The sequence below is a fragment of the Gemmatimonadota bacterium genome (genome assembly GCA_030747075.1).
Taxonomy (GTDB): domain Bacteria; phylum ARS69; class ARS69; order ARS69; family ARS69; genus ARS69.
This window is the reverse complement of record JASLLL010000003.1, coordinates 74,885-99,093: the sequence shown is the minus strand read 5'-3', so window position 1 is coordinate 99,093 and position 24,209 is coordinate 74,885. Positions and strand designations below refer to the sequence as shown.

Here is a 24,209-nt window from a genome sequence, read left to right as displayed (position 1 = left end):
GTCAGAGGCGGTGGATGTGCTCTCCCACATGGTCCTTGAGAGCGTTGCGGGTATCCACAACCACCGATGCGTGGCACGCGATCATGGCATAGTCCACACGGGTGTGGTCCGTCACGATCAACACGCAATCCGCCTCTTCGAGAACCTCCGGGGACAGCGTTCGGGACGACATCTGCGTCCCGTTTGGTCGGAGAGTGGCCACATGGGGATCGGTATAGTCGACACAAGCCCCCTGTTCCTCCAGGAGGCGAATAATCTCCAGTGCCGGGGATTCCCGGACATCGTCTGTGTCCCGCTTGTAGGCCACCCCTATCACCAGTATTTTCGTCCCCTTCAGGCCCTCGCTTGAATCCGGGAGGGAGGCTTCCACCCGGGCCACGATGTGCTGAGGCATCTCCTGATTCACGCGGACGGCAGTATCAATGAGTTTGGGGTGGAATCCGTTCACATGAGCCTTCCAGGACAGGTAGAGAGGATCCACCGGAAGGCAGTGACCTCCCAACCCGGGGCCGGGGTAAAACGGCATGAACCCGAACGGCTTCGTGGATGCCGCCTCAATCACTTCCCAGACATCGATCCCGAGCTTCCCGCAGAGGAGCGCGAACTCGTTCACCAGGCCGATGTTGACGGTGCGAAAGGTGTTCTCCAGCAGCTTCACCATTTCCCCGACATCCGGTGAACTCACGGGCACGACGCGTTCCAGGCAATTCTCGTAGAGCGCCACCGCGTGCCGAGTACACTCTTGGGTGCACCCCCCCACGACCTTGGGGATGTTGCCGGTATGGAAGGTCTCGTTCCCCGGGTCCACTCGCTCCGGAGAGAACGCCAGGAAGAAGTCCTTCCCCACGCGAAGCTCTCCGTCCTGAAGGATGGGGAGGATCACCTCGGTGGTCGTTCCCGGGAAGGTGGTGCTCTCCAGGATGATCAGCTGGCCTTCTCGGAGACAAGCCCGAATCTGCGACACCGCATCCAGAATGAAAGTGAGATCGGGATCCTTGGTCTTCGCCTGAAGCGGAGTGGGGACGCAGATCACGATGACATCAGCGTCCGCGAGCAGTGAATGATCCCGCGAGGCGGAGAACTCTCCCGATTGGACGAAACGCGTCACATCCGCATTGTCCACATCCAGAATATAGGACTCACCGTCCCGCAGGTTCTGCACCTTCCGCGCGTCGACATCAATCCCAAGGACACGGTACCCGGCCTTCGCGAACTCCATCGCGAGAGGAAGCCCGACATAGCCCAGGCCGACCACTCCGATCGTGGCCGATCGGCTCTCCAGCTTCCGAAGCAGCATCATCCGCCCTCCCCTTCCCCATCTTCCGCAGCTCCTTCGCACAATGCGGAAGTCCCGAAGCGACCCAAGAGGTGCCGCATCCTGTCGTACCCCAGCCTAGTGTAAGCACCCGTAACTATCCTTGTACTCCTTTCAGCGGCCCTCGTCGAGCCTGATCCCGAGCTATTGGAGGGTCTCCTTGCCCCTTTGCCAGTGCCTCCGGCCGTATTCGGAGTCTACGCCCCCGAGTGACCGCCCTCCGGAGAGCGAAGGCGCCCGCTGCCGCGAAGGCCGCAAAGAGCAGCGCCCCCTCCCTCCGAGGGGTCCCGGTCCGCTCCAGCATTCCCGCGAAACGGATGGCCGCCCATACCAGGAAACCCGCCAGCACCCACAGCAGGACGATCTCGGGTACGCGCTCCCAGAGGATTCGGGCTGGGGAGGAGGTTTGTTCAGGAGAGACCGCAGGGGAGGTGCGCTGGGCCCGCGCAGCACCTTCCACAGGAAGCGGGTCCGGGCGAGTCGTGCCACAGGTCCGGTCCAGGTGCTTCACAGCGTCGCCCTCCGCTCGGGCCGAAACCACCGGCAGACTCCCAACCCTTGCAGCCGGACTCAACCGTATCAGAAGCGCGTGCAAGCTAGCACTCACCCGCGGGGGAGTCAAGGGAGCGCACCGCAAGCGACCGGCCCAACTACTGTATTCCTAATGGGCTCCGCTTCCGCTCAGCATGACCTTGATCGTCTTGAGAAAGATGAGAAGGTCCATTCTGACGCTTCGGTTCTGAAGATACCGGAGATCGTATTCCAGCTTCAGACGAACATCCTCATAGCTGGTGTCGTACTTGTGCTCCACCTGAGCCAGCCCGGTGATCCCCGGAGGCGTCACCAAGCGCCCCGTGTAGGTCGGCATTGAGAGGCAGAACTTCTCCACGAAGAAAGGGCGTTCCGGGCGCGGACCAATGAATGACATCTCTCCACGCAGGACATTCACAAGCTGCGGAAGTTCGTCGAGTCGGGTCTTGCGTAGAATCCTCCCGACTGGAGTAATGCGGGGATCATCCGGTACGGCCCAAGTGGCTCCCACCGCATTCTCAGCCCCGTCCACCATGCTGCGGAACTTGCAGATACGGAAGAGCTTCCCCGCACTTGCGATGACTCGGCGATCTCCGCGCCGACGCTCGGGAGTCGAAACACTCGATGGAGCGCGGCGTTGATCCCTGCTCGTGCGCCGGTTCATCCCGACGCGGGTCTGCAGATAGAAGACCGGGCCCCGCGAAGTCAGTTTGACTGCCACGGCGATGCCAGCCAAGAGCGGCAGAAGAACAAGGAGTAGCGTGAGCGATCCCACGATGTCGAAGATCCTGCGACCCGCTCCCAAGACGAGCGGCATGGGTGCGTCAACGGTTCTGAGTCTCTTCCCCGGCATTGGCCTGCGAGCCACATATGCGTCCACATTGGATGCGGCATTTCCCCTCAGCATATCTGTGTCCTCTCCTGCCGGTTCCAGGGGGACCCGGGTGGAACCGACTTTCTCTCGACGGCATCCGGGAAAACTCGCCGCCATGCTGAATGACACGGTGTAAATCAGGGGGGTCGAACGAATGAACAGTATATGAGGGTGTCAGGGTGCCTGTCAACCACGGCGCAGATTCTGTTGCATTATGCCAAAAGAGCCCAAGTACCGGCTCTGCAGATCACAATCTGCCACAGCCCGCTGGGGAACGGGTCAGAATCCCACTTTCCAGCTCACCTCGGCCAGCACAGGATCGACCGAAAAAGCTCCGGACATGTTCGAATGCCCCCCCGCGGGAGCCCCGAGTTCCGGGGACCAGATGGAGTCGAGTGCTGACAATGCCCACCAGCCCGCCAACAGCCATGCCGCTCGATTCCTCTCCGTCGCCTTCTTCGACTCCTCGAATCGGGCTTCGGCAAGATCTCCCGACAGCAAATGGCCATTCGTAGATTCCTCAATCCTCTTCTCCAACCAGACACGCTGTTGGGTCGCACGATTCTTTGAGTCCATGCTTGCGAGCAGATAGCCTCCGGCCCCGACCGCACCCATCGTGGCGGCAAGACCGCGGCGACCTCGGCCTGCGAAGTCATGCCCCAGACCCGGAAAGAGAAGAGAGCGAGCCAGCGTGCCCGCGCGTCCGGCTTTCTCGGCGCGGAGAACCAGGCCATCCGCACGCGACCGAGTCACCCGAAACGGCCGTCGGAAGAGTGTTGCGTCCGTGAATCCCACACCCCACACCGTGGCGGTGGACACCAGCGCGAGGATGCGACGATCCCTCAGATGATTCACATCGCGCGATTTTCTGGATGCCTGCAGGAAGAGCGCCTCGGCGCCATCGGGATCCGCGGCCGACAAGAGTCGGCCCCTGCTCCGCAAGTCCGCGGCGCGGTCCTCACCCTTCACAATGTCCAGGTGAATCCACAGGGCTGCGGCAAGTCCCGCCGTCGCACCGGAAGCGAGAAATGCGGCTCGGCCTCTTTCTCCCCTGCCGTGCTGGACAAGCCCGGGAAACACCGCCCCGCGAAACGCACACTCGCGAAGCGACTCTCTGCCGAATCCAACAATCCGCGGGCCACCGGTTCCGAGTTCCACCGACAGCACTCCTGTCTGCGGGGCCAACCCGGAGCCGGTGGCATGCAGGCGGAAATCCCCCTCCAGCGGCCCGGGGACGCGCAGTGGAGAAAGTCCCGCAACGGATTGCGGCCCGTCCAGAGTGAAGTACGCCCTCTCATGATCGGTGCGAAACTCCAGCGCAGCGCCACTGGTCCCCACGGACGCCGCGAGCAAGCCCGGCAATATGAGTAGTGCACAGACGACGCGTGACATCCCGATCTTCCCCTTCCAAGAGCGCTCGTTCCAGAGGGCGCAACTCTCAGAGCGCCCCCACACAGTGTCAAGGGGTTTCCCCCATCGCCTCTTGTGTCTGGAGGATCTCTCGCGCCAGGTCTTCATCCCGGGCAAGGTCCCGAGCGACGCGCACACCGCGTTCCATCGCGAGTTTTGCAAATGGCTCGCCGGGCCAGTCGTTCGCAATCCCGATGAGCGACCGGGACACCTCACGCCAGAGTGCTTGTTCCTGCCGATACGAATCCCTGGGCCCCCACCCCACAGCTCCGGCTTTTTGGGCGGAGCGCACCGGCAGCAAAGCGGCCAGTTCCACGGTCTCGGCAGCGACGCGCCGCGCTCCCCTCCGGTCCGTCAGAGTCCCGCGCATCTTCAGCGAACGGCTGCGGGCAAGGATGCCATACGGCGAGCGCGGGTTCGCTTTCGCCACATACTCCAGGATGGGGACGGCCTCCTCCCAGCGCCCGAGAGCGACAAGACACTGCCCACGAAGATAGCGCGCCTCGGCTTCCCTTCCAGCCCGCAGCCGAGCTCCCAGGGCCAGCAGATCCTCCAGTACACTCAACGCCCCCGCCGCGTTTCCTTTGGCCAGGAGAACCCGCCCGAGAAGCAGCCTGGCCTCCGCCCCCTGTTCCGTCCCGGCCCCCGCCATCTGAGCAGCGAGGGCGTTCCGCTCCGCCCCGGAAAGTCCGTCGGAGCTTCGCAGCCAGGCCTCTCCTGCCTCCAGAAGCAGCTGAGCGCGATCCGCTCCTTCCCCGGCCTCCGTGGCAAGATCCTCCAGTGCGCTCGCTCCGTCTTCCCAGTCTCCACACACCAGATGCACCTCCGCCAGCCTCCACCGAACCTCCCGTCCGGCGCGCGTGCCCTCCCGGCCAAAAAGGAGACCACGCAGCCTGGCTCGTTCCTGCACGATGATCCGGTCCACTCCTTCCAGTGCGGGAGTGTGCTTCGCCAAGTCTGCGCGATGCACGGCCAGGTTCAACAGATCGACATTGACCTGCGAAGGCGCACCCTCGACACCGGCACGAACGGCAGGGTACTTGTCGAGAACCCTCGCATAGGTCAGGAGCGCCCTCCTCACATCACCAAGCAGTTCCCAGGCGATCCCTTCTCCCATCCATGCCTGATACTCCAGGTCTTCCGCAAAGCCGTAGATCTCTCCCACCCTCGCAAACATCTCGGCAGCTTCCGCAACTTCACCGGCACGAAGGCCCAGGTGCGCGCTTCGAAGTCCGGCCCGGCCCGCGACAAGGAGGCGTGTCCTCCGGTCCGGATTGGCCAGGTCCTCTCCGGATGGTCGCGCTTCCACACCGAACTTCTGCTCAATCTCCGCATGGAGTTGTCGAGCTCTCGCTGCCGCCTCCACCGGCCCGGAGGAAACTGCCCGAGGCTCGGCCTCCGCCTTTCTTGCCCGCCACTCTTCACGCTCCGCGAGAAAGCGCCGCTCGAACTCGGGGGCGGTCTCGCCGGAGCACCCTGGAAGCGCCGTCCACAACGCGAGAAGTGCCAGACCGCATCCTGACAGGCTGCCTCGCCCCGGCTTCCTCTCCGAAGGCTCAAGCCCCCATTCGTGCAGGTAACGGCGTGTAGTGACCGCCGTGACGCACACGGAGGCCATCACCCCGAAGAGGATCGACAGCGCGGACAGCCAGACGCTCGCCTCCGGAGCCGGCGCAGCGCCCACTTCCACGGCTCGCTTCGCGGCTGTGAGCAAGGCCAGCACGGCCACCAGTGGAATGCTGACAAAGCCCAGTGTCGTCCAGAAGCTGCGCGAGGCCATTGCAGCGCTTCGCTTCAGCGCGGCCAGCGGGGTGAGTCGGCCCAGAAGCACACCGGCGGCTGCATAGGCGAACAGGACCTCCGCGAGGATGACCAGCGCTTGCAATGCCAGTTCCGTGGCAGCCAGCACCCGCGGGCTTCCGTAGAACACGCCGGTGGTCAGTCGATCCATCATCACCACACCGAACACCGCCACCGCCCAAGGCAGAAAGCCCACGCACCACAACGGCCCCAGCCGACCAAGCACCGCACTCATGCGTGGCGCGCCTTCTCCCGACCGAGCGCGGAACGCCCAGGGAAGGAGAACTATCAAAGCACCCCGGCAGGGGACTCCCAGCGCCAGGTTGATGAACAGGTCCGCCCGGTGAAATACACGGGGAAGCGTATCGTAGGCGTTGGGATAGTGAAGCGCGCGCTCGCCACCCAGAGAGAAGAACAACCCCCCGACCAGGTCCGGCAGTGGCCCTCGATAGAACTGGGACAGCAGGAGTAGAGTCAGGCCCTGCACGACCACTTGCGGCACAAACGGAAGGAAGACAAGCGGCCTCCTCGCTGCCGCCAGTGCCGCCAGCCAGCACGATACAAACACGCTTCCGGGCGGCGGGCCCTCCGGGTGAGCTCTCACCCGCCTTGCCTCTCCTCAAAAGGCAGCGAGACCGCAAGCGACTCATCCAACATTCCGGACAGGACCGACAGTCGATCCCACGCATCCTCCGAGGCCTCTCCATCCCCCACCCTGGTAGAGAGACGGACGAGAGCCGCATCCGTGGATCGACCCGCCAGTGCGGACCGCAGCAGCGCGAGCTTCAGGTCCGTCTCCCTTCCGCATCGGCCCCACCGTGTCTCGTACCAGTACTGCGTCACCATCTCACGCTTGTCCCGCAACAGCACAAGGCGCGCGCGTTCCCCCTGCTCAAACGCCTCCACGCTCGTCGTCAGGATCGTCCAGCCCGAACCCGGATAGCAGTGCCGGGGCGAGTGTATTTGCGACCCCACCTTCTGGCTTGCGTGGTAGTCCACAAAGAGCCAGACAGGCTCTCCGCCCTCGGAAGATCGGTACTCGCGGAAGAGAACCTCGTCCGAGCGAAGCGTGTTCAGAATGTCCTCTGGAATGTCCAGGTCTCTGGAGACGAACGAGCCCACTCCACGCGAAATCGCCTCCAGATCCACCCCTCCCGACGGGACTGGAGAGCTGGCACGAAGGCGCATCGCGCCGAACAGCCCTGCCAGCGTCAGTACTATTGCGACCAGCGTCGCGGAGTCTCTTCGACCCAAGCGAGTCCCTCCCGAAGTGCCAGGAGCATTCCCCCGGCGAGCACGAAAAGAAGCAAACCCAACAGCTCATGAAGGCCTCCGCTGACCACATCGGTGCGCCATGCCGCCGCCACTCCCGCAGAGAAACCCACACGCAACACATTCGCCACGATGGACACCGGAACTGCCGCGAGGAACATCATCATGCGCCCCACAGGGCGCCCCGGTCCTCGTCCAGGCACAAGACTTCCCTCCGCCAGCAACGCCGCCAGAGCGGAGAGCGCGACCAGCGACCGCAACCCGCTGCAGGCGTCGGCAACCTCCAGCGTGCAGCCCGGCAGCTGAATGACATTCCCAAGGCGCACGGCTTCCATGCCCGCCATCGTCAAGGCCGTCGCCGTGATCTGCGATGCCAGCAACTGCAGCGGGAATGCCATGGCGTACCAGACCACCGCAGGCAGAGGGATCATGAAGAGCAGATACGCGAACGGGAACCACAATGCACGAAGGCGAGGCACGCCCCAGACCAACAGCGTCCAACCGATCAGGAACAGGACCAGCGAACTTCTCTGCAGGAAGAGTTCCGCGCTCGCGACACCGATCAGCATCTGCATGACGGCCCCGGCCACAACAAGCGCCCCCGGGAAGAACGGACGCGAGGGGATGGCGGAGACCTTCTCCCGTCGATCCCAGAGAAGCCACACGCTGACAACAGGAATGAGGAACCCGTGCGAATAATCCCCCGACCGCATCCAGTCACCCACCAGGTCGGGAATCAGCGTGCCATAGAGTCCCACAAGGGAGAGAAGAAGGACTCCGACCCGGACCCGATCCGTCATCATGGCACCTCAACGACTGGAGCCTCCACCCCAGCGGCTTCCCTGAGCGCGTCGGTCATCGTACCGAACCGGAAGCGCGCAAGGAGATCGTCCAGTCGATCATAGGTCGCGGCGAGGTTCGTGTAGTGCGTCACTCTTCCCAGGCCCCGCACGGGTAGACGAGGCTGCGCAGGATCCAGTTCCCATGGATGCACATACACCACCGCCGGATGTCCCGCACGATTCGCTTGCGTGATGGCAGTGCGGATGATCGCAGGGGGGAACACGCGAAGGTAGCCGCCGCCGCTCGCTCCGACATTGTTGCCGAGCACTCGGAGCGTGGTCAGCGGAAACTCCCGCACCGTCTGTCTTTCCGGCGTGCGAAGAGTGACCGGGAACCGCGAAAACTCAGGCGTCCCGTAGCGCGGGTGACGCACCGGGTAGATACTCGAATCGAACTTGATCCCCCGCTCGGCCAGAACATCCCAGGCCCAGCGGGTTCGCGCATCCATGCTGAAACTCGGCGCGCGGTATCCTTCCACGCTGGCGACCCCACAGCGCATCAGGGCATCCAGCGAGCGGGTCAGATCTTCCGCAAAGGCCTCCGGCGAGAGGCGGTACACCAACTCGTGCCCGTAACCGTGGCTGGCCACCTCATGCCCGGCATCGGCAATCTCCGCCACAAGGTCCGGCTGACGCTCCGCCACCCAACCCAACACGAAGAAGGTAGCCCGCGTGTCTCGCATCTCAAGCAGTGACAGCAAGGTCCGCGTGGAGTCCACGACTCGTGACGGATACGAGTCCCAGGCCGACCGATCCACCAGCGCGTCGAAGTTCGACACCTGGAACCACTCCTCCACATCCACGGTCATGGCGTTCAGCAAGCGCCACCTTCTCTCTTCGACGGCCCTCGTTGCTCCAGTGCGCTCTGAAGGACCCGCTCGTAAGCCAGCGCGGCGGTGTCCCAATCGTGGTGCGCGCGAACGAACTCCAGCGCGCGCTTCGCCATCGCATCCGCCTCGATGGGATTCTCCAGTAGATGCGTGATCTTTGCCACCATCCCGGCGGAGTCCTCCGCAATGTGAAGGTGTTCGGCGTCCACCGCATCGATCCCGCGAGTGGCTGTGTGCGAAGCCACGACCGGCACTCCGGCAGCCATTGCCTCCAGCACCTTGTTCTGCACTCCCTGCGCGATCCGAAGCGGCACCACCGCGATGGCCGCCCCCCAGAGCCAGTTGCGGACATCCGGAACATCCGGCGCAACCTCAACACCGGGGAGACCGCTCAAGGCCCGGACTCCCGCTCCTGGACGCCGTCCCACGATGCGCAGGCGCGCCGTTGGGAACCGGCGGCGTACCGCAGGAAAGACCTCGCGCGCAAACGCGGTGATCCCCTCCGAGTTGGGGAGATAGTCGAGCGCCCCCACAAACACAAGGTCCGCCGTCCCCGGTCGGGCGCAGCCGCGTTGAAGCCTGGCGAGATCCACTCCCATCGGAACCACATCGATGCGGCTCTCTTCACAGAACCCGGCAAGCAGGTCGCGTTCCGCATCCGAGACCACAATGCTCCGATCAAACTCGCCCACCAGGCGTTGCTCATCCGCGCGCAGGAGCCGGGCTTCCAGAGCATAGACCAGCCGTTTCCCTCCTCGCGCTCGACACGCGTACTGCCGCCACTTCTCGGAATCGACATCCACCAGGTCGAGCACGCGTGCGCCGTCGAACGCCTTGAGATACCCGGCCATCCCGGAACAGTACGCCAGGGCAACATCGGGCGTGCGTTCTTGAAGAATCCGGTCCACCGAACGGGAAAGCTCTGTTGAATGAAAGTAGCCTGAGGTCAGCGATCGTCCTGAAGCCGCCGCCATCAAGCCTCGGACGATCCCCTCAGCCCGTGGCCGCCGCCGGGCCGTCAGTTCCGCCGCCCAGGAGCACGACTCGCGCATCGTCTCCAGTTCGGAGTCCTCGTCGTACAGGCAAGCCACCTCCACGCGATGGCGCGCGGCAAGCCTCTTCAGCAGGTGATGCGATCGGATCTTGTCGCCCTTGTCGGGAGGCCCGGGAGGCCTGTGTGAAACAAAGAGTATCTTCACGAGGCGATCTCCGACTCCGATGAGGCTCCACCGCTCCCCCTCATCCCCGCGTGAAGTGCATCCGACTCCGCAGGGTGTTGCGACTGATTCCGAGGACTCGCGCCGCACGCACCTGGTTCCCGTCGCAGTGACGAAGTGCTTCCGTCACGAGAGTCTGTTCTACAAGATCCATGCATGCTCGGTAGACTCCCTGCCCCTCGGTTGCACGCTCTGTGCGCAAGAGTGCACGCGACGCGCGAGCCACCTCCCGCTGAAGACTCTCCAACGGATTCGAGTCGATGGATTCGCCACCCACCGCCTGCCGGAGAAACGGGAAGTCCTCTCTGTCCAGTACTCCTGTCCTGTTTAGCACAACCGCGCTCTGTATGGCATTCTCGAGTTCGCGGACATTCCCTTCCCACGGACTTCCCTGGAGCATCTCCAGGGCTGCGCGAGTAATCCCTCGCATCGGCTGTCGGCCGGTTTCCGCGTACTTGCGAAGGAAGTGCTCCGCTAGAATGCGAATGTCTCCATGCCTCTGTCTGAGTGGCGGCAGGAACAACGAGACCACTTTCAGCCGATAGAAGAGATCAACCCGGAACTCGTTCTTCCGCATCTCCTTCACAAGGCTCTTGTTCGTCGCCGTGACCACGCGGGCATCGGTGGTCAGGCTCTCCTCGCCACCGACTCTCTCGAAGGTCTTCTCCTGCAGCACGCGGAGGATCTTCGCCTGAGTCGCCAGGCTCATGTCGCCGATCTCGTCCAGGAAGATGGTCCCGCCGTCGCACTGTTCGAACTTCCCGCGACGCATGCCCACCGCACCGGTGAAAGCCCCCTTCTCATGCCCGAACAGTTCGCTTTCCAGAAGGGTCTCCGGAATGGCTGCACAGTTGATCGCTACAAAGGGTCTCCCCTGGCGGCGGCTGTTCTCATGGATCGTCCGCGCAGCGAGTTCCTTCCCGGTTCCGCTCTCCCCTTGCAGGAGGACGGCCGCGTCGGACTTCGCGATCCTGCCGATCATCTTGAATATCTCGATCATCTCCGCGCTGCGCCCTACGATCGCCCCTGGTCCGTCGTCTCCCGCTTCGGGGAGGAGCCCTGCGTCGGGCACTGCCAAGGCCCCCGCGCTTCGAAGTATGTTCTCGGCCATCTCACGAATCGCGTTATCGCTGTCCGGCTTTGCGACATAGTCGTACGCTCCGGCATCCATGAACGCGATGGCCCCGCGGGTGCTTCCCCTTCTCGCCAGCACCAGAACGGGTACGCCGCTTCGCAGGCGATGCGCATGCTCAATCAGGCGGAGGTCGTCCTCGCTCGCCTCGTTCCGCACCGCCATGACCAGCGACGGCGGGTCGTTCTCCAACGCGTGGACCGCCTCACCCGTCGTGCTGAGGGAAGTGACTTCACACTGCAGCGTGCGCAGTGCTTCTACCGTTCGGGCGCGTGACTTCGCGTCCGATTCCACATACAGGATTCGCTTCATCCCCATCCTCTCCGGTGTCGATGCGTGGTTGCGCTTCCAGACACCTCCCGCATCGCACGAACCATGCCATTTCCGACGCGCCACAGATGTGCAGCGACCGCAAGAGTCGTTCAAGGTCAGCCAGCAGCGAAGCGGCGGGGCGTGCAATCTGCACGAAGCCATTGCGAAGAGGGTGCCGAGGACGGGGTACCGCCTCGTGAAAGGACGGGGGCTTCCCGGTCAGCGCAGGAGGACCATCTTCCTTGAGTGGATGTCCTGGCCGATGCGAAGCCGGGAGAAGTAGACGCCAGAGGCCAGTGCATTCCCTTCGCCGTCGCATCCATCCCACCGGACCGTATTCTCATCACCCGCGGCCGCGTCTTCAGCGAAGAGGGTGCGGACGCGTCTTCCGTTCAGGTCGAATACCGCAAGGACGGTGCGCTGCGGATCAGGCCCCGCGCCGGCGGGAACCTGGAAGGTGATCGAGGTGCCTGCCTGGGGCGTGAATGGATTCGGGCGACTCTGCCCCAGCGTCCGGAGGTCCAGCCAATCCCCGGGATCGAACACCACTCCCGGGCTTCTTCCACTCTCGTTGCTCCCGGAATCCCGCGCCGTGATCGCATACTCATAGGAGGTGCCGGCCACCAGACCCTCATCTCCCCAGGCGGTGTCCCCGGTCACTTCGGCATTGAGAATGGACCAACCCTGATTGGAGCCGGGCTGGTGGACCCGGCGATACACATGATACCCGAACAGGTCCGCCTCGGAGTTCGGCGCCCATCGAAGCGCCACTCCGTCCTCTTCCGTGAAGGCGGTGATCTCAAGTCCCAGAGGAATGCCCGGTGGGGTGGTGTCCACGCCCGGTCCGCCCGGCAACGCAAAGCTCCCGCCGAGAAGAGAGATGTTCCCGGACAAGTCCGAAAGCTCAATCTCGAAGAGGTAGGTCAAGCCGTCCATCAGCCCCCCCAGAATCACCGAGTGGGAGAGCGACGGCGCTACGGCGGAACCGAGCGGAAGTGTGTTCCCGGCGGGAGAGCCCACTCCCCAACGGATCTCCCCCCAGGAGGGTTCCGTCGTGAGAAAGTCCATCCGAGCCTGACTCAGCGTGAAGGTGTACTCGGGCGTGCTGATCTGGGGTGGCTCCTCATCCTGGGTGATTGTGAAAGCCTGGACCGCAGAGACCGAGACATTCCCCGAACCATCCGCGGACAACACGCGGAAGTAGACGGTCTCCCCGGGAGCCACGCCCGCGACGACTGCGGCGTGCGCCAGCGTCAACGAAGGGTCCAGCACCGTGGAGGAAGTACAGGACGAATCCGCGCCATACTCCACGCGCCCGTCAGCCGGTTCGTCCGTATTCCACACCACGACGAGATTCTCGCCCGTACCGTCTACCGATGCACCCAGCCCGCTGATGGCTGGGGGTACAGCATCCGTCGCCGCCACCGTAATCTGCGAGACATCCGTGGTGTCCGCATTGCCGGAGGCGTCGGCCGAAGTGCTCCGGTAGTGAACCGTCGTCCCGGCGTTGAGCCCCGAAACCTGAAGTTCATGGAAAGTCGTCAGAAGACCATCGCTCACAACATTGGCCAGATCTCCGGACCCCGGCCACGCCGGGTCCCATTCGATCGCCGAGGTCGCGGGTTCATCCGTGCTCCAACGGAAGATCAGCGTGCCGGGGACTTCTTCCTGAGCGGACAGGTCGCTGATGGTCGGCGCAGTCATGTCGGCTCCCGCCGGGGCGGAAGGCGAGTTGGATAGATCCCCGACCTGAAGCGCATCATCCACCGCGCGGATTCCCACATGCCAGACCTCTCCCCCTCCCAGACCCGTCAGGATCATGCTCTCCGCAGATCCGGCCTGCCCCGGAATGGGGGCCCCGGGAACCGGTGTGGCGTCCGACCAGTCTTCGGCCGTGAGGAGCGGCCCCGCGGAGCGCCGCACGAGATAGCTGATGGCCTGGCCTTCCACCCCGTCGTCGCCGGTGGCAGTCCACGCCAGGGAGATCTCTCCCTCACCCGGTCCGCTCACTGCCGCAAGGTCCGTGATTGCGCCCGGGGGAATGGTATCCGACGGCCCCTGCGAGGAAGCCTGCCGCATATACTCCTGTCCCGAGCCCGCCACGACCTGATGCACCTTGGCCTGAAGGAACTCATGAGTCGGGCAGGTGAAGCACCAGGGGTACGCGGAAGCATCTTCGAAGCCCACGCGGGCAATGTCGCGATACCGTTGAGCCACGACAGGGTCCGGCTCATGCCGACCCGCGAAGGTGAACGCATCCGAAGCCCTCAGCGTCCACATATTCACATTGTTGCCACCGGGAATATTCGTCCCGTCCCCCTCCACCTGATAGTGAAAGAATCCGGGACTTCCCGCATCCCTGTCCACCCAGGCGCGCGCCTCCATGAACTCCGCATACCCAAGGAGCGAATCGATGGCCTCCTGCTCCACCGTTCCCTGCTCGATGGCCATTGCCTCAACAAAGCGACCGAGGTTGCGCATGAGAATCGCAATCATCCATGGTTTGCACCGCCAGGTGCCCGACCCCGGGCTCTGCACAAACTCCTTGGTATCCGCGTGGCTCTCGGCGATCAACTTGTGTGCCGCCTGGTAGTATCGTGAATCCCAGGTGAGGAGATACATGTCCGTCAGGATCTGGAGCGCGTGTCCCGGGCCGCGCTCTTCATCCTCGGTCCCGCTTGCACCCGGCATCCCCGGCCCATTCTCCACACGCCAGGTAATGTTCTCTCCCACTTCCAGCGCGCCCTCCAGGACATCGCGATCCCCCGTCAGGTAGTACCAGGCGAGCATCCCCCGATTCCATGAGTGCGCCGCGTTGGGATTGTCCCCTCGGTGCGGATCATCAAAGCCGCTCTTGCCGTGACCGGTGTGATTCCACATCCCTCCCCACATCCACGGAAGCGGACCGGTGTGCACATGGTAAATGTCCACATCGGCGGTATGCTCATTCCCCTCCGCCGCGAGTTTCCACCACTTGTCCGACAGGTCATCGTTCAAGCCCGTGGTGCGAAGCGCCTGCTGAATGAACGCGAACCCGGAGTCGTACTCCAGGTTGTTGGCCGCGTTGTTCGTGTTCGGCGGAGCCCCGCCTCCTTCAAAGTCGCTCCAGACATCTCCGAAGTCCTGCCAGCCGTAGAAGTCAGACTGCTCGCGAATCGAAAGGTAGCCGTCCGCCCCGTACCCGTTGTGCGCTTCGTACTCCGGGAACGCAACCGGGTCGTAAGGTTCCAGATCGTCGAGCGCCTGACTGTCGCAATACCAGGACGCAGGAGCCATCGCGCGGAGCGGTTCCTGAAATGCAAGCGCGGAGGCGGCGACGCCACCGGCCACTTCGTCCCCGGCGTGGAAGTGGTACTGAACCCAATGCGACTTTCGTTCCCCGGGACGATGTTCAAACGGAAGCGAGAAATCACCCGGGAAGAGACCCACCGTGACCGTGCCGTCCGGAGAGACCATGATCTTGTCCGGGAAGTTCTCCCAGAAGTGACGGATGGCGACCGACAGCCCGCGCGTTCCGTCATGGATGTCGGCGAAGCCCTGCGCCCGGGATCCGCTTTCCAGAAGCGTCTGCCCGTGTCGGATTTCGTAGCCCGAGAAGGTGGTTCCGCCGCTCACCTGCCAATACTGGCCCCCGCTGGAATCCTGATACAGCCATGCGTCCGACAGGAGATCTCCCGATGCGATCCCTCCGGCGGGGTCGCCCTGAAGCGCGAAGCTCGGGCTCCCCGAAAGGCTCAACCGCGTGACGAGCGAGAGGTCCTCCATCTGAAGACTCCCTGACGAGCCTCCGACCGGGCCTTCGCCAGCCAGCCAGCGACACTTCGGCTGCCCGCCGTTGCTGTAGGTATCGGTCGGGGTGCGATTGATCTCCGCAAAGCGAACATGCACCTCTTCTCGACCCCGGTACGCGTATATGCGGCCGGAGTAGTCCAGATGATCCCCTGCGGTTCCCGAGTGCACGCCCTCAAATCGAATGACCACACGCAGCGGCCCCGCTTCCTCCACCTCAAGAGTCGCGGGAACCCCGTTCGCGGATGTGTAGTTCTCTCCATCGGTGCCCACGACCCGGGAACCGGTCGAACTCCCCGGAGAGACCAGCCGCTCCGACTCCGCAAACGAGCCGTCCTGATTGAGGTCGATCCAGGCTTCGTCGAAGAGGTTGAATCCGTTGCGTTTCAGAGTGAAGCGGAGGGGGCCCGTGTTCACGGTCACCGTCTGACCGTCATCCACCGCACTGAGCACGCCGGACGGCGCATCGCCGGCTCCAGAGGTGAGCTGATAGATCGCGGTTCCATAGGCGGAAACCGTGGCCGGGAACGACACCTGCAGCCACTTCACGGACCCGTCTGACCACTCGGCCAGCGACCGGAACTGCGCGTCGACCCCACCCATGGCGGCTTGCTGTTCGTCGAGAAGCTCACCCCGGGGAATGGGAACACCCGAAGTGACGATCTCCGCGGAACGCGGGACGCCTGCGGTCTCACGGATTCGCAGCGGAACATCCAGAGCGGAAGCGTCCCGCGCGATTCCTCCACTCACAAGACAAACCGCCGTCCCGACGGCCGCCATCCAGAGCTCAGTTCGACGAATCAATGGGGGGCCTCCACAAACCACCTGCCACATACCTTCGGGACCATCCGTCGCGAGTGAGGCTCGCAGACCCGGTCCGGCCGAACTCTCCCTACGCAAGGAAAGTGCCGGTTGGCGTGCAAAGCCGCATAGACCTCCAACTCATTGAAGAACCACAAGTCCGACAGCCGATCGCCAGATTTTCAGGCCGTGGGGGAGTCAGCCGCTGTCCGCATGCTGACCACATCGGGAGTGCTGTTGCTCACGCCTTGCACAGTTCCAGCTCCCGCGGAAGCACAGTTCCAGCTCCCGCCGGAAGCCACTACCTTGCGTGGGCACTCCCGTGCCGGGTTGCCACCCCCTCGCCCTGCCGCGCCATCCGCACACCCGACAACGGAGGTAGGATAGAATCGCGCCAACATGGTGACAAGGAATATGTCTGGCAGCCGGGGGCACTTCGTCGGCCGCGCGACGCGTCCCTGGGGCTGCCCGGACCGCCCGCGGGAGACGGATCTCAGGGGAGGTGACGCACGATCGGAGGCCCCAGAATGCGGGTGACAGACAGCGGCAGGCGCTGCCAGATGCGAACGGCAAGCCGGAAGCGCGGATTGTCCGGATTCAGCTCCGGAAGCCCCCCTCCGGCCGAAAGGAGGTACTCCCACCGGAGCGGAACGGGCTCCGCGCCCCACTGGCGCTTGAAGCGGTACGGGCCCGATCCCTCGGTGGACCGCCCGAAACAGAATGTGCGCAGCCCCGTCTCGCAGGCGTCCCGGATGGCATCCCAGTAGAGCAGCATATTGGGGGAATCGCGACGGAACTCGCGGCGTGACGCGGCCCAGTGGATCTCCGTAAACCCATTGTACTGGAGGCACAGTCCCCCTGCGGCGGCCACCCCATCCCGCTCCACCAGCGTCAGTCGGCAGTGGTCGCCGAAAGCACCCAGCACCGCCCGGAAGAAGCCCGGGGAGTAAACCGGCGTGCCCAGATCCCTCATGTTGACTGCGAAGAGTTCCTGGAATGTGGCCAGATCCTCCTCCCCCTGCCCTTCGCGAACTTCCAGTCCTGCCCGCTCCGCCTTGCGCACCAGGTTCCGCACTTTCGGCCCGACTCGCTTCCAGAGGAGCTCGGGGTCCGCGTCCAGCGTCAAAGCCATCGACACCTTGGCGGTTCGGGCGGGAAGGCCTCCGATGGCCTCTGCTTCCGTATGCCGAAGCTCACAGTAGGCCGAACCCGTCTCCCGCAGCAGCGTCTTCGCTCCCTCCAGGAGTGCGTGGCGGGCGCGGTCCGTTTCAGCCAGGATTCCCCCGCGATTCAGGAAGGGCATCGACACGAGGTACTTGCCGAAGACGAAGTGAGAGAACGCGAAGAGTGGGAGCACCCCTTCGATTCGCCCCTTGGACTCCGCGATCAGGTAGATGGGTTCCTGGCCAAAGGCCTCTTGAATCACGGATGCCCAGCCCGCTCGATGATAGAGCGTCGCCCCCGGCACGCGACCTGCGAAGTCATCCCAGCGGGACTCATCGCCCTTGGCCAGACGAGTCCATTTCACGGGCGCGGGGGATTCTCCCGTCATGCTCCCTCCGACTCCGTCCGCTCTCCCCTTCGCCCCACAATCCGCGCGGGGGAACCCACCGCAATGCCCCCGTCGGGCACCGGGTCCCTGACGACACTTCCCGCTCCGATCACGCACTTGTCACCAATGTCAGCCATGACCAGCGCTCCGCTTCCAATCCAGGAGTCCCGCCCGACACAGACTCGTTCGAATCGGCCTCCCTGCTCTCGAACCGGGATCTCCTCATCCTCGAAGGTATGTTGCCGCCCGCCCGACATCACCTCCACTCCTGACGCCAACAGCGCATCGTCACCCAGCTCCACCAGACCCAGATTGCAGCGGGTGCCGACATAGACCCGTCTCCCGATGCGCGCGCCCCGCTTCGACAGCACCGTCCCGAACCCTATGCAGCAATCGGACGAACATCGGTCAATCGAAAGACGCAGAAACTCCCGGCGCAGGTACTCCCCCACTACGCCCGGCACCAGCGACATTTCCTGACTGACGCCGTGGAATGCCCGATCCGGGTCGACCAGAATGCACTCCATGCGGTAGATCAAGTACCGCGGGATTATGCTCACCCGGCACACTCCCCGGGCCATCGCCTTGAGAGCCTCTCTCACGATTTCTCTCCCACTCGGATGAGAACCTCTTCCACCTGTCGCGCCGTATCTTCCCACAAACACTTTCCGCCTCGCGATGCAATCGCTCTCCGATCCCATTCTCGCGAGAGTGCGATCCGGATCGCGTCCGCCAGACCAGAGCGGTCTATGGATTCTACCAGAAGCCCATTCTCCGTCCCTCCCACCACATCCGGAGTGCCCCAGACCGCCGTCGCCACGACCGGAGTCCCGCAGGCCTGCGCCTCCACCAGAACATTCGCGCGCCCTTCCTTCTCACTCGCCAGACAGAAGAGATCGCTCGCCTGGTAGTACGGGGGAAGGTCCTCGTGCGCGACCGCGCCCAACAGCGTGACCCGATCCGACACACCACACTCCTCAATGGTCCGATGAAGCTCGGCCGTGATGTCGCCCTCTTCCCCAGGGCCTCCCGCAATCACAAGCCGGGCGCGGGGCACACTCTCCAGCACCTTCGGCAAAGCCCTCACCAACTGGCAGAATCCCTTTCGTGCCACAAGATGCCCGACAGATAGAATGACCCGCGCTTCCGAATCCCAACCGAGATCCCGGCGAGCAGCACTGGCTTCACCAAAGCAAAACCGCGACGCATCCACGCCGTTTTCCACCGTTCTCACTCGCGCAGCGGGCGCTCCCGCCTCCAGCGCCGCAACCCGAAGCGCGTCGGCCACCGGCATGATTCCGTCGGCGTTTCTCAGCGTCCACCGGACCTGTGACCATCGACAAGGGAAACGGGGCAAGTCGTTGATGTCGTGCCCGCGCAGAGTCACGGTCACCGGCACTCGCAACACACGGCCCAGCCACACCGCCGCCCAGCCATCCGGGAACGCCAGATGCGCGTCAATCCGGTCCACCGGAAAGTCGCGCCGCATTCGCAGCGCAGCCGCCAGGCACGCCGCGAAGAGGAACACTCCATCCAACGGCTTCAGGATACGCGGGATCGACAGGAATCGGGGATACCCCACCGACACTCCCCGCCAATCCGCATGCTGCGGGATTCCGCGACGGTGCGCGTATCGAGCCATGCGCGACACAAGAGGGAAACTCGGAATGGGGCACAGCACCCGAACCGGGAAGCGCTCCGCCATGGCGCGCACGCGCTGCTCCACGAACAGCGCGTGAACGGGTTGGGCCGCATTCGGATAGAGCGTACTGATCACGAGAACATTCACAGGCCGGCTCCCGCCACTTCTTCCGCCTCTCCGAGTGCGCGAGAAAACTCCTCGGTTCGCGCTTCCCAGCCTTCGGACTTCATCGCACAGGATCGAGCGGCGCGTTTCACCGGGTCCTCCGAAAGAGCCGCCCGAAGCGCGTCCTTCCACGCCATCGGGCCTCCGGCCGGGTAGAGATGCTCTCTGAGGACCACAACCTCCGGGAGCGGCGTGGCAACCACGGGCAGGCCAGCGGCCAGGAACTCACGCAGCTTCAAGGGGTTGATGCAGTCCGTCAAAGTCGATTCCACATACGGAAGAAACGCGGCATCCAGCGCAGACAGCACGCCCGGAACCTCCGCATACGGCACCGCATCGCGGAAGTACACATTCGGGATGGCATCCAGCTCGCAGCGTGGCAATTGCCGTGGCCCGACGAACACAAACGCTACCTCCGGCATCTCCCGTGCGATCTCGCCCACGAGTCTCACATCCAGCCGCAGGTCCACCAATCCGGTCAAGCCCACACGGGGTTGCGGGATCTCCTGCAGGTGGGAGGACTCTCCCCGGTTCCCCTCCGCGAAGGTTCGCCAGTCGACACCATGGCGCAGGAGGCGAACTCGCGAATGCAGGAGAGACTTCGCGTCGAAGAGTTCCTGCGAGGTCGCAACGACAAGATCCACTTTCCTCAGAAGCTCCGCCTCCATCTCACGCATGGCGCCGCGGGACGCTCCCGGCCACTCGGAGAACTCATCCACACAGTAGTACACGCTGGCGCACTCGCCCACTTCTCCCACGAGCGAGAACGCATTCGGAATCGTCGTGACCAGAAACGGATTCCGCATCCCATACGCATCGATGGCTTTCCGGACCGACCTTCGGAGAAGATGCCCATTGAGCGACCGAAAGGGGCGCCACTGATCGAAAGGGGTCATCACCGGGTTCCACACCTCCACGATCTCCCCGGCAACCTCCCCTGGCGCCCTCCCCATCCATCCACGAAACTTGTCGCGAACGCGGGCGAAGTCCGACGCGGAGAAACTGGAAGCCCGCGTGCCGATGGTATTCACCCAGAGCACACGGTTCTCGGGGGCGAGTCGTTGGAAGAGGTGCTGGCAACTGGAAGGGTGACGCCCCCAGTCATCCGCAAGGACGACAAAGTCGCGGCCTCGAATCACTGCGCGCCCTCCTTCAGAAGGTCGCGGTAGATCCCCTGATACGCGCTCATCATACTCGCCTCGGTGAATCGCTCTTGAACGCGTGTCCGGCCCGCCGCGCCATAGCGCTTCGCCAGATCCGGGTTGAGGAGCACCGCTTCCAGCGCCTCGGCCATCTCCTGGACTCCGCCTCTGGGGACGAGACGCCCCGTCATTCCGTCCTCCACGATCTCCGGATTCCCCCCCACATCTGTGGCCACGACGGGCAGCCTTGATGCCATCGCCTCCAGCAGCGTCACACTGGTGCCCTCGGACAGCGAACTCAAAGCGAAGACATCCCAGGTGGCCATAAGCATTGGAATATCGCGCCGCACACCCAGGAAACGGACTCGCTCCTTCACGCCCAGCGACCGCGCGAGGCATTCCAGCTCCGGCCGAAGCGGACCCTCCCCCGCCAGGACCAGGCGAACCTGCGGGACACGATCCGCAAGAACTGCAAACGCGCGAAGCAGAGTCTGGTGGTCTTTGACCGTGTCCATCCGGGCCGCCAGGCCCACGACCCGGTCATCCGGATCCAGTCCCTGCGACTGACGAACGGCTTCGACTTTCGTCTGCGCTCCGCCAAAGCGGGCCGGGTCGATTCCATTGTAGACAATGCGCACCCGCGAAGACGGCAGTGCCTCATTCTCTTCCAGACACCGTGCCACAAACCCGCTGACCGCCACCACCATGTCTGTCGCGCGCAGCAGAACCCGATTGAACAGAATCCTCTTCCATCTGCGAGAATCCGGGTAGTGCCTGCCGTGCTCCGTAAACAAGACTCGCGGCCGCCGCCTGACCCGGGCCGCCCCCGCCAGCGTTGCGTAGAACCAGGGCGTGTACTGGTGCGCATGCACAAGATCCACGCGCGCGCTCGTCAGGCATTTCCTCAACCGAAGCACCATACCGATGTCGACGCCGGGTCTCCGCTTCAGGTGGGTCACGGGGATGCCCATTCCCTTCAGTTCCTCTCCGAGGGCGCCGATGTCGTCCAGCACAAACACATGAAAGTCGTACTCGTCCGAGTACCGCGAAATCAATCGGTGAACGAGGACCTCTGCTCCGGCCACCTTCATCGAATGAAGAACATGGGCCACCCGGGGCTTCATGCGATCCGAGCCTCCACAGGTTGCTTCTTCAGGCGGGCCGCCGTCACCCGGTCCAGCGACTGAACGAGAGCCACCAGCAGATAGAAGAACTCGAAGTCTTCCATCGACAGGAAGAAGCCGCACACAAGGTAACCGATCAGGCTTCCGGAGAATGCTCCTTCCAGCGTCCTGACGGTACGCCGCTGTTCCTCCTGCAAGAGGGGGATGCGCTTCCGCGTCCTGTAGAGAGAGAGCGCCGTCAGGACAATCAGTGCGCTATAGGCGCCGACCGCCACGAATCCGCACTCCGCGGCCAGCTGAACCCAGGAGTTGTGCGCCACCCTCGGGTGCGAGTTCGAATAGTACGGAAACGCTGTCATGTATCTTCGCAGGCCTACTCCGAAAAGCGGGTTGGATGCGGCCATCTCCATTCCGGCACCCCACGACTCCAATCGGCCCGTCGCGGACGCATCCTCCTCATACTCTCCGATGGTCGCGAGCCTGTCCCGATACTCCGACCCTGCCAGGCGCACGAAGAAGGCGACCCCCACCAGGAGGATCCCCAGGCGAAGCCACCGGCTCTTCTCGCGAAGAGCAATCCATGCCATCGCCCCGCAAAGTCCCAGGAACCCTCCCCGGGAGAATGTGATGAAGACCCCGTGCCACGCAAAGGGGAGAAGCCCCAGGAGTCCCAGCGACACGAGACGGTTCTTGCCATACCTCATGAAGTACCAGATGAACGGCACCGCCATGACCATGACCATCGCGAAGTCGTTCTCGTCGTAGAAGGTCGCGCCCGGACGACCGGGGCCGTGGACATGTCTCCATCCGTGGAACAGGTATCGGTCGTTGGCCCAGAGGCACAAGTAGCCGATCGAGATCGCGATGACCCATGACAGCACGGCGAGCTTCTTCTCGGAGGTGGCCAGCGCCAGAACCACGAAATAGATGATGAACATCTTGTTGTAGTAGGCCATCCACTTGGCCTCCGGCACTCCGAAGTCGCCGTACTGCGTGGACAGGTAGAGGAACAACCACTGAACCAGAACAAACAGGCACTGTGGCTTGCGAAGGAAGGACAGATCCGGTCTTACTGAGAAGTGCAGCATGGCTGAGACGAGCGTCGCCCCGGAGACCAGTGCCGTGAGGCGGGCATCTGCCAGTCCCCAGAACACTTCCTGCGGTCGGAGAAACGCCAGGATGAAGTAGACCACCACTCCGAGAAACGGCGCGGCCATGACAGCCACACCCACGATCATCGTGCCGAAAAGCGCCATGGCAAGGCGCATCGGGAATGTGACGACAATCCAGCCGGCCAGGAGAGCGAGTCCGAGAAGAAGCGCAAGCCCCAGGGATTCCCGCTTCGCCATGAAGCGTGGAATCTCGTGAAGTCGCCAGCTTCCAGCCGGGTCCACAGAACCGAAGCGTCGGTCTTCTGTGCACCGATCCGGGTTGGGAGCCCCCTCCCGGTGGGAAGGCGGCGCGGATTCCGGCGGAGTCACTGGGGAGTTCCGGCGCGCTGGAATCCTCCACACGCCCACTTCAGCATATCCCGGTATCTCGGGAGGATTTCATCGCGCAGCAGAGCTCTCTTGCCACCCCGCACCACGCACGAGCGAATCCCCTCCAGAATCAGCCAGAACAGCGCAGCACTCCCCATCAGGCACCGGTAGATCAGCGCATCGGTCACTCCCCGGTTTTTCCGGAAGAAGTAGTTCATGGATTCCAGTGTCTCCACAAACATCCGGCTCGCAACCTGAGAACTGGAACTCTCGGACAGATGGAGGATGTTTGCCGAGGGGACATATCGGATTCCCATGCCTTCACGACCGACACGCCAGCAAAGATCCAGGTCCTCGCCGTACATGAAGAAAGAATCGTCCAGCCCGCCCACGGCTTCGATGATCTCGCGGCGCACCATCATGCAACAGCCCGACACCGCCTCCACAAAGCGTTCATCCAGGTGGTCCCACGATCCCATACGAAACTGACCGGTCATCGGATGATGGGGGAACTTGTGCGGGAGACCCGTGACTTCCAGGACCTGATTCCAGAGAGTCGGAAAGCGCCGCGCACAGGAGAGTTGGATCTGCCCCGAAGGAACACGAACCATCGGCCCCACGGCTCCGGTTCCCGGGTAGGAGTCCAGCGAATCCCGCAGTATGCGCACCGCCCCCTCCGAGACTTCCGTGTCCGGGTTGAGCAGCAGCACGAACCGCCCTGAGCACCGCGCGAAGCCGAGGTTGTTCCCGCCGGAAAACCCCAGATTACGGCCAGCCTGAATACCGATGACGCTCGGGTACTTCTCGGCAAGCATCTCCATCGTTCCGTCCCCGGAGTCATTGTCGACAACGATGACTTCCATCGCCACGCCCGGTGAGCGCGACAGCAGCGTTTCCAGACAGCGATCCAGAAGATCCCGCACGCGCCAGTTCACAATCACCACACTGACATCCGGGCGATCCGGAAGCGACTCCACG

The 24,209-nt window shown here is 63.6% G+C and carries 17 protein-coding genes; all 17 read right to left on the bottom strand.

Annotated elements, in window-relative coordinates:
- Window position 1: 1 nt before the first annotated feature.
- The 17 genes from QF819_01790 to QF819_01710 all read right to left on the bottom strand — a co-directional run bounded on the left by QF819_01790 (window position 2) and on the right by QF819_01710 (window position 24,208).
- A complete protein-coding gene (locus QF819_01790) occupies window positions 2–1,300 on the bottom strand; it encodes a nucleotide sugar dehydrogenase (protein MDP6801896.1) in 1,299 nt (432 codons plus the stop codon).
- Window positions 1,301–1,976: 676 nt separating this feature from the next.
- Window positions 1,977–2,663 (bottom strand): sugar transferase, encoded by a 687-nt coding sequence (locus QF819_01785; protein MDP6801895.1) that lies wholly within the window; start codon window positions 2,661–2,663, stop codon window positions 1,977–1,979.
- Between the two features lie 336 nt (window positions 2,664–2,999).
- Window positions 3,000–4,112, bottom strand: coding sequence for a hypothetical protein (locus QF819_01780; GenBank protein ID MDP6801894.1), 1,113 nt, complete (start codon window positions 4,110–4,112; stop codon window positions 3,000–3,002).
- A 67-nt stretch (window positions 4,113–4,179) separates the two neighbouring features.
- The gene (locus QF819_01775) at window positions 4,180–6,534 is read right to left on the bottom strand and encodes a tetratricopeptide repeat protein (GenBank protein ID MDP6801893.1); all 2,355 of its coding nucleotides are present in this window, start codon (window positions 6,532–6,534) and stop codon (window positions 4,180–4,182) included.
- Entirely contained in the window at window positions 6,531–7,184 is a 654-nt protein-coding gene (locus QF819_01770; protein MDP6801892.1) for an EpsI family protein, read from the bottom strand. The genes QF819_01775 and QF819_01770 overlap by 4 nt, the downstream gene beginning before the upstream one ends.
- Complete coding sequence (locus tag QF819_01765) at window positions 7,148–8,005, bottom strand: exosortase/archaeosortase family protein (GenBank protein MDP6801891.1); 858 nt, start codon at window positions 8,003–8,005, stop codon at window positions 7,148–7,150. The genes QF819_01770 and QF819_01765 overlap by 37 nt, the downstream gene beginning before the upstream one ends.
- Window positions 8,002–8,865 carry a DUF3473 domain-containing protein gene (locus QF819_01760; GenBank protein ID MDP6801890.1) on the bottom strand — a complete coding sequence of 288 codons (864 nt, stop codon included), beginning with the start codon at window positions 8,863–8,865 and terminating at the stop codon, window positions 8,002–8,004. Before QF819_01760 ends, QF819_01765 begins: the two co-directional genes overlap by 4 nt.
- Entirely contained in the window at window positions 8,859–10,073 is a 1,215-nt protein-coding gene (locus QF819_01755; GenBank protein MDP6801889.1) for a TIGR03087 family PEP-CTERM/XrtA system glycosyltransferase, read from the bottom strand. Before QF819_01755 ends, QF819_01760 begins: the two co-directional genes overlap by 7 nt.
- A 40-nt stretch (window positions 10,074–10,113) precedes the next feature.
- Window positions 10,114–11,535, bottom strand: coding sequence for a sigma-54 dependent transcriptional regulator (locus QF819_01750; protein MDP6801888.1), 1,422 nt, complete (start codon window positions 11,533–11,535; stop codon window positions 10,114–10,116).
- Between the two features lie 219 nt (window positions 11,536–11,754).
- Window positions 11,755–16,128, bottom strand: a complete 4,374-nt coding sequence (locus QF819_01745; GenBank protein ID MDP6801887.1) for a FlgD immunoglobulin-like domain containing protein — start codon at window positions 16,126–16,128, stop codon at window positions 11,755–11,757.
- Window positions 16,129–16,618: 490 nt separating this feature from the next.
- On the bottom strand, window positions 16,619–17,653 hold the full coding sequence (locus QF819_01740) for a FemAB family PEP-CTERM system-associated protein (GenBank protein MDP6801886.1): 1,035 nt from the start codon (window positions 17,651–17,653) through the stop codon (window positions 16,619–16,621).
- Window positions 17,654–17,673: 20 nt separating this feature from the next.
- Window positions 17,674–18,237: an acyltransferase gene (locus tag QF819_01735; protein ID MDP6801885.1), complete on the bottom strand. Its 564-nt coding sequence runs from the start codon at window positions 18,235–18,237 to the stop codon at window positions 17,674–17,676.
- Between the two features lie 38 nt (window positions 18,238–18,275).
- Window positions 18,276–19,466, bottom strand: a complete 1,191-nt coding sequence (locus QF819_01730) for a glycosyltransferase (GenBank protein ID MDP6801884.1) — start codon at window positions 19,464–19,466, stop codon at window positions 18,276–18,278.
- Window positions 19,463–20,623 (bottom strand): glycosyltransferase, encoded by a 1,161-nt coding sequence (locus tag QF819_01725; GenBank protein ID MDP6801883.1) that lies wholly within the window; start codon window positions 20,621–20,623, stop codon window positions 19,463–19,465. The genes QF819_01730 and QF819_01725 overlap by 4 nt, the downstream gene beginning before the upstream one ends.
- Window positions 20,620–21,750: a glycosyltransferase gene (locus QF819_01720; protein ID MDP6801882.1), complete on the bottom strand. Its 1,131-nt coding sequence runs from the start codon at window positions 21,748–21,750 to the stop codon at window positions 20,620–20,622. Before QF819_01720 ends, QF819_01725 begins: the two co-directional genes overlap by 4 nt.
- Window positions 21,747–23,099, bottom strand: coding sequence for a putative O-glycosylation ligase, exosortase A system-associated (locus tag QF819_01715; protein MDP6801881.1), 1,353 nt, complete (start codon window positions 23,097–23,099; stop codon window positions 21,747–21,749). Before QF819_01715 ends, QF819_01720 begins: the two co-directional genes overlap by 4 nt.
- 128 nt (window positions 23,100–23,227) lie before the next feature.
- Window positions 23,228–24,208: a glycosyltransferase family 2 protein gene (locus QF819_01710; GenBank protein ID MDP6801880.1), complete on the bottom strand. Its 981-nt coding sequence runs from the start codon at window positions 24,206–24,208 to the stop codon at window positions 23,228–23,230.
- Window position 24,209: the final 1 nt, after the last annotated feature.

Coding starts and splice junctions, on each gene's coding strand:
- QF819_01790 (MDP6801896.1), bottom strand. CDS start 1,300: ATGATGCTGCTTCGGAAGCTGGAGAGCCGATCGGCCACGATCGGAGTG.
- QF819_01785 (MDP6801895.1), bottom strand. CDS start 2,663: ATGCCGCTCGTCTTGGGAGCGGGTCGCAGGATCTTCGACATCGTGGGA.
- QF819_01780 (MDP6801894.1), bottom strand. CDS start 4,112: ATGTCACGCGTCGTCTGTGCACTACTCATATTGCCGGGCTTGCTCGCG.
- QF819_01765 (MDP6801891.1), bottom strand. CDS start 8,005: ATGATGACGGATCGGGTCCGGGTCGGAGTCCTTCTTCTCTCCCTTGTG.
- QF819_01750 (MDP6801888.1), bottom strand. CDS start 11,535: ATGAAGCGAATCCTGTATGTGGAATCGGACGCGAAGTCACGCGCCCGA.
- QF819_01720 (MDP6801882.1), bottom strand. CDS start 21,750: ATGAAGCCCCGGGTGGCCCATGTTCTTCATTCGATGAAGGTGGCCGGA.
- QF819_01715 (MDP6801881.1), bottom strand. CDS start 23,099: ATGGCGAAGCGGGAATCCCTGGGGCTTGCGCTTCTTCTCGGACTCGCT.